This window comes from Actinoalloteichus spitiensis RMV-1378 (genome assembly GCF_000239155.1).
Lineage (GTDB): Bacteria > Actinomycetota > Actinomycetes > Mycobacteriales > Pseudonocardiaceae > Actinoalloteichus_B > Actinoalloteichus_B spitiensis.
Window position 1 is genome coordinate 1 of sequence record NZ_AGVX02000449.1, and the last position, 5,651, is coordinate 5,651.

Annotated in this window: 2 protein-coding genes; both read right to left on the reverse strand. The window is 70.0% G+C overall.

All coding sequences use genetic code 11. From position 1 onward, the window contains the following. Nucleotides 1–5,189: non-ribosomal peptide synthetase (locus tag ACTIDRAF_RS29765; protein WP_016700286.1), on the reverse strand; the 5,189-nt coding region annotated here is incomplete at its 3' end. A 239-nt stretch (nt 5,190–5,428) separates the two neighbouring features. Then, nucleotides 5,429–5,651: phosphopantetheine-binding protein (locus tag ACTIDRAF_RS0218855; protein ID WP_026066268.1), on the reverse strand; the 223-nt coding region annotated here is incomplete at its 5' end.

The following is a 5,651-nucleotide window of genomic DNA, read 5'->3' on the forward strand; positions in this document are numbered from 1 at the left end:
GGTAGGTCCACTACCTGGATGACCTCGTCCAGGTCCACCTCGGGCAACACCACCGGTGTCCACCTCTTGCCTTCGCGGCGCAGCACCATGCGCAGCGCGTCGTGGTGCTCCACCACCGCGCCCACCGCCCGCCGCACCACCACCAGATCGGTGTCCGGGGGCAGGGTGAACCCCGCGGAAAGGTTGAAATGCTCCGGGCCCACCGGGTGCGTGGTGGTGAACCACTCCAGGACCGGGGTCATCGGGAACGCCCCCGACACCCGACCCTGCTCGGCCCCCACCGTTCCGGGTTCCCCGTCAGGGGATGACAGTCCTGATGCCAGGGCAGCGATCGTCTGGCGTTGGAACAACTCCCGGGAGGTGAACACCACCCCCGCCGCTCGGGCCTTCGACACGACCTGGATGCTCAGGATCGAGTCGCCACCCAGCTCGAAGAAGTTGTCGGTCACCCCGACCCGGTCCAACCGCAGCACCTCAGCCCACACCTCGCACAACACCTTCTCGGTGTCGGTACGGGGGGCGGTGGACAAGGGGCCGTCGGCGGTCCCGGGTGCGGGGAGAGCGGCTCGGTCTACCTTGCCGTTGACCGTCAACGGCAAGGCGTCCAGGGTGACGACCGCAGCCGGAACCATGTACTCCGGCAGCACCTGGCGGGCGAAGTCCCTCAGTTCGGACGAGGACGGTTCGTCCTGCCCGTCAGTCACCGCGTACGCGACCAGCCGCCGGACACCGGGGTTGTCCTCGCGGACGATCACGGCGACTTGGGACACGGCGACGTGCTGTTCGAGTACCGCCTCGATCTCACCCGGCTCGATCCGAAATCCTCGGATCTTCACCTGGGTGTCCGCACGGCCGAGGAACTCCAGGGAACCGTTCGGAAGCCAGCGTCCCCGGTCCCCGGTCCGGTACACCCGCCCACCAGCGGCATCGAAGGGATCGGCCACGAACCGCGACGCCGTCAGACCGGGACGGTCCACGTAGCCGCGTGCCAGCCCCTCACCTGCGGCGTACACCTCGCCGACAACGCCGATCGGGGCTGGTCGCAGCATCGCATCCAGCACGTACACCCGGGTACCGGCGATCGGCGACCCGATCGGCACCGGTCCGGGGCGAGCGAGCACCTCGGCATCCACTATCTGCGTGGTGGTGAACACCGTGTTCTCCGTGGGCCCGTACCCGTTGACCAACCGCACCCCCGGCGCCGCCTCCACCAACCGCCGGCAGTGCGCCGCGGAGAGCACGTCGCCCCCCGCGAGCAGGTAGCGAAGCCCGGACAGCGCCGCCACGTCGATGTCCACGACCTCGTGGAACAGGCCAGCCGTCAACCAGAGGCCTGTGACCTTGCGTTCGTTGAGGAAATCCCGGAGTTCGGGCACCGAGAGCACGCCCGGTGGCGGCACCGCCAGGGCGGCCCCGTTCAGCAGCGCACCCCAGATCTCCAGGGTCGCCGCGTCGAAGGACATCGAGGCCAGTTGGGCGACGACGTCGCCTGGTCCCACCGGCAGGTGGTCCGACCGCCACGCCACGCGCACGACAGCGCGGTGCGGCACCTCGACCCCCTTGGGAAGTCCGGTGGAGCCGGACGTGTAGATCACGTAGGCGGCACTGTCCGGCGATACCGACAGCGGTGGCGCGGAGCCATCCTGCTGACCGAGCGCGCGCTCGGTCTCCGGGTCGTCGACGAGGACGACGCCACAGTCCTCAGGCAGGCGCGGCGCCAGTGCGGTCTGGGAAACGACGGTTCCGATGCCGCTGTCGGAGAGCATGAACCGGATTCGCTCGGTCGGGTACCGGGAATCGAGGGGGACGTAGGCCGCTCCGGCCTTGAGGACGGCCAGCAACGCGACGACGGATTCGGGCGCCCTCGACACGCACACACCGACCCTGGTTCCTCCGCCGACCCCGTGCGCGGTGCGCAGGTGGCGGGCGAGCTGGTTCGCCCGCCTGTCCAGTTCGGCATAGCTCAGCCGCCGGTCGTCCCACACCACGGCATCCGATCGTGGGTGCGCGCGGACAGCACGGGAGAACAGGTCGAGGACGGTGGTGTTCCGTGTCTCGGGTCGTGTGGTGTCGTTCCAGTCGTGCAGCAGCTGCCGTCGTTCGTCGTCCTCCAGCAGGGACACGTCGGCCAGGTCGCGGTGCGGGTTGGCGGTGAGTTCCCCGGCGAGGACGACCCAGTGCCGCGCCAACCGCTCCACCGTGCCCGCGTCGAACAGATCCGTGTTGTACTCCACCTCCACCCACAACCCACCCGGACGCTCCCAGAACTCGAACGTCACCTCGAACCGAGCCGACTCCCGAGCCAGCGGAACCCGCTCCACCCCCAACCCCGGGAAATCACCCCACTCGCCCACCGAGTTCTGCAACACCACCATCACCTGCGCCAACGGAGACCGCGACGCGTCCCGCTCCCCCACCACCGCGTCCACCACCCGGTCGAACGGCACATCCTGGTGCGCGAACGCCTCCAACACCGTCTCCCGGACCCGCCCCAACAACGACGCGAACGAATCCTCACGGCCGATCCGCGACCGCAACACCAGCGTGTTGGCGAAGAGCCCCGTGATCTCCTCGAACTCGGCGCGGTGGCGACCGGAGGTCACGGTGCCCACGGGAATGTCGTCCTGGCCGCTGTGCCGGGACAGCAGCACCTGGGTGACGGCGGTGAGGACCATGAAGAGGCTGACGCCGTGCGCTCGGGCCGCGCGAGCGAGTGCTTCGCTGGTCTCGACGGGCACCGTGAGCTTGTGCACCGCGCCGTGGGTGGTGTGGACGGGTGGCCGGGGACGGTCGGTGGGGAGGTCCAGGGTGGGGAGGTTCGCGAGGCGCGCTCGCCAGTAGTCGATCTGGTCGTCCCAGGCCCCGGCGGTGACCTGCTCCCGCTGCCACACGGCGTAGTCGGCGTACTGGGCGACCGGCAGCGGCGGGCGGGGCACGCCGCTGCCCGTGAGCTGGCCCCGATAGCGGTCCGCGAGTTCCCGGACGAATAGACCGACGGACCAGCCGTCGGTGACGATGTGGTGCATCGACAGGACCAGCACATGGGAGTCCGCGTGCTCGCGGACGACGAGCACCCTCGCGACGGGGCCGGTGCGGAGGTCGAAGGGGGTGGTGGCCTCGGCGTGGAGCAGTTCGTCGAGGTTGGAACCCTGGCCCGCCGCTCGGCCGGTCAGGTCGACGAAGGTGAACGGCACCTCGGCGGTCGCGTGGATCCGTTGCCTTGCCTGGCCGTCGACGGTGTCGAAGGTGGTGCGGAGGGACTCGTGACGTGCGACGACCTCGGCGAACGCCGTTCGCAGCGCGTCCAGGTGCGGCGGCTGGCCTGCCAGGCGCAGCGCGATACCCGTGTTGTACTCGACCCCACCGGCGGTGAACTCGTGCAGGAACCAGAGCCTCTCCTGCGCGAAGGACAGGGGCAGGGGCCTGCTCCGGTCGGCGGGGCGGAGGTCGACGCCGGAGGCACCGGGGTTCCGACCTGGCCGGGCCGAGACAGCCTTGTCGATCAGGGGGGCGAGGGCCGCGACGGTCCGGTGCTCGAACAGCATCCGGGTGGAGAGGTCGTCGGTGAAGCGCGCCCTCAGCCTGGAGAGAACCCGCAGCCCGCTGATCGAGTCGCCACCAAGATCGAAGAAGTCGTCGGTGACGCCGACCCGGTCAAGCCGAAGCACCTCGGCCCAGGTGTCGCACAGCGCCCGTTCGGTCTCCGTGCGGGGTGCCACGTGGGTCCCGCCGGAGTTGGGAGCTGGGGCGGGCAGGGCCGCTCGGTCGATCTTCCCGTTGGGGGTGAGCGGGAGCGCGTCGAGAACGAGCACGGAGACCGGCACCATGTACGCCGGGAGCACCGCCCGGAGTTCCGCCCTCGGATCGCCGTGGATCCCGTCCCCGTCGTCCGACGGCACGACGTACCCGACCAGACGACGCAGATCAGGGCCGTCCTCCAGAACGGTCGCCACCGCCTGCCCGACTCCCGGGAGCTCCGCGAGAGCGGCCTCCACCTCGCCCAACTCGATCCGGAAACCGCGCAGCTTCACCTGGTCATCGGAACGACCGACGAACTCCACGCCGCCGCCCGGCAGGCTCCGTACCAGGTCGCCGGTCCGGTACGCACGCGCGCCGGCCGCGTCATCGAGGGGAGCGGCCACGAAGCGGCCCGCAGTCAGACCGGGTCGTCCCGCGTACCCGCGCGCGAGTCCCGTCCCACCGAGGTAGAGCTCGCCGACCTCGCCAGTCCGGACCGGACGCAGCCACCGGTCCAACACCCACATCCGAACGCCGTCCATCGGCCGCCCCAACGGGACCCGGCCGGCTGCGAGCTCCGTCGCGGGGACCGCGCCGCACACCGCGAAGGTGGTTGCCTCGGTGGGGCCGTACACGTGCACGAACTCGGTGTCCGGGGAGGCCGCCCGTGCCCGCGACCAGACCGGTGGTCGGGCCGCCTCACCTCCCGTCCACACCTGACCGAGTCGGGACCACACCCCCGGGTCCTGCTCGGTGAGGAGCCCGAACAGGGCGGTGGTGACGAAGACAGCGGATACCCCGTGCTCGGTCACCATCCGGGTGAGGACGGCGACGTCGAGATCGCCTGGTGGGGAGACCACGACCGTCGCTCCCCGCAACAGGGGTACCCAGATCTCGTAGACGGCGGCGTCGAAGGCGTGGGGGGAGTGGAACAACACCCGCTGGTGCGCGGGTTCCCGCCACCGCCGGTCCTCGGCCAGGGACAGCACGGCCCCGTGCGTCACCACCACGCCCTTGGGCCGTCCGGTCGACCCGGAGGTGTACATGACATAGGCGGCCGAGGTCAGGGGGACGACGGCGCTCGTGCCCCGGTCCCCGTCACTCCCGGCAGGGTCGGGTTCGACGAGACGGACAGTGGACGGAACCCGGTCGTGGTGGTCAGGGTCGGCTACCGCGACGGTGATTCCGAGGTCCTCGCACATCCACGACACCCGCTCGGCGGGTGTGCCCGGGTGCGCGGGGACGAACACCGCACCGGCACGCAGGATTCCGAGCCAGACCGGGAGCACGGCCGGCCCCCGCTCCAGCGCGACCAACACCGGAACCTCGGGACCGGCTCCGAGACGGCACAGCTCCGCGGCCACGCGACCCGACCACTCCCACACCTCGGCGTAGGTGAGGGCTCCGCCGTCGAATCGCACCGCGACGGCATCCGGACGTTCGTCGACCATTCTTCCGAATTGGTGGTGCACCGATCCGGAAGCTCGCGTGATCGCGTTGGGGGGGTCGACATGGACGACAGTGCCGGACCGGTCTCCGGCCACCGACGACACATCAACCATGCGTTTCCCCCAAGAGCAGACGACATGCTGGTTGGGAGCAGCCAGGACACTCCTCGCAGGGCGGAGTCCTCCGACAAGCTCAACTCATCGCGTCCATGCGGCTCCCTCTGGCCCGCCGTCATCCTGGTTCAGCGCGCCGCGTCGTCACCACCACTTTCAGTCAACACAGAAGTCTCGAGCTCCAGCAGGATCCGCTCCTCGACAGTGCTGGCGAGCGACCGCACTGTTGGGCCGTCGAAGAATGTCCTGATCGAGACCTCCACATCGAAGTCCTCACGAATGCGGGCGATTACCCGCATGCTGACGATCGAGTTCCCTCCGAGGTGGAAGAAGTCGTCGGTGACCCCGACC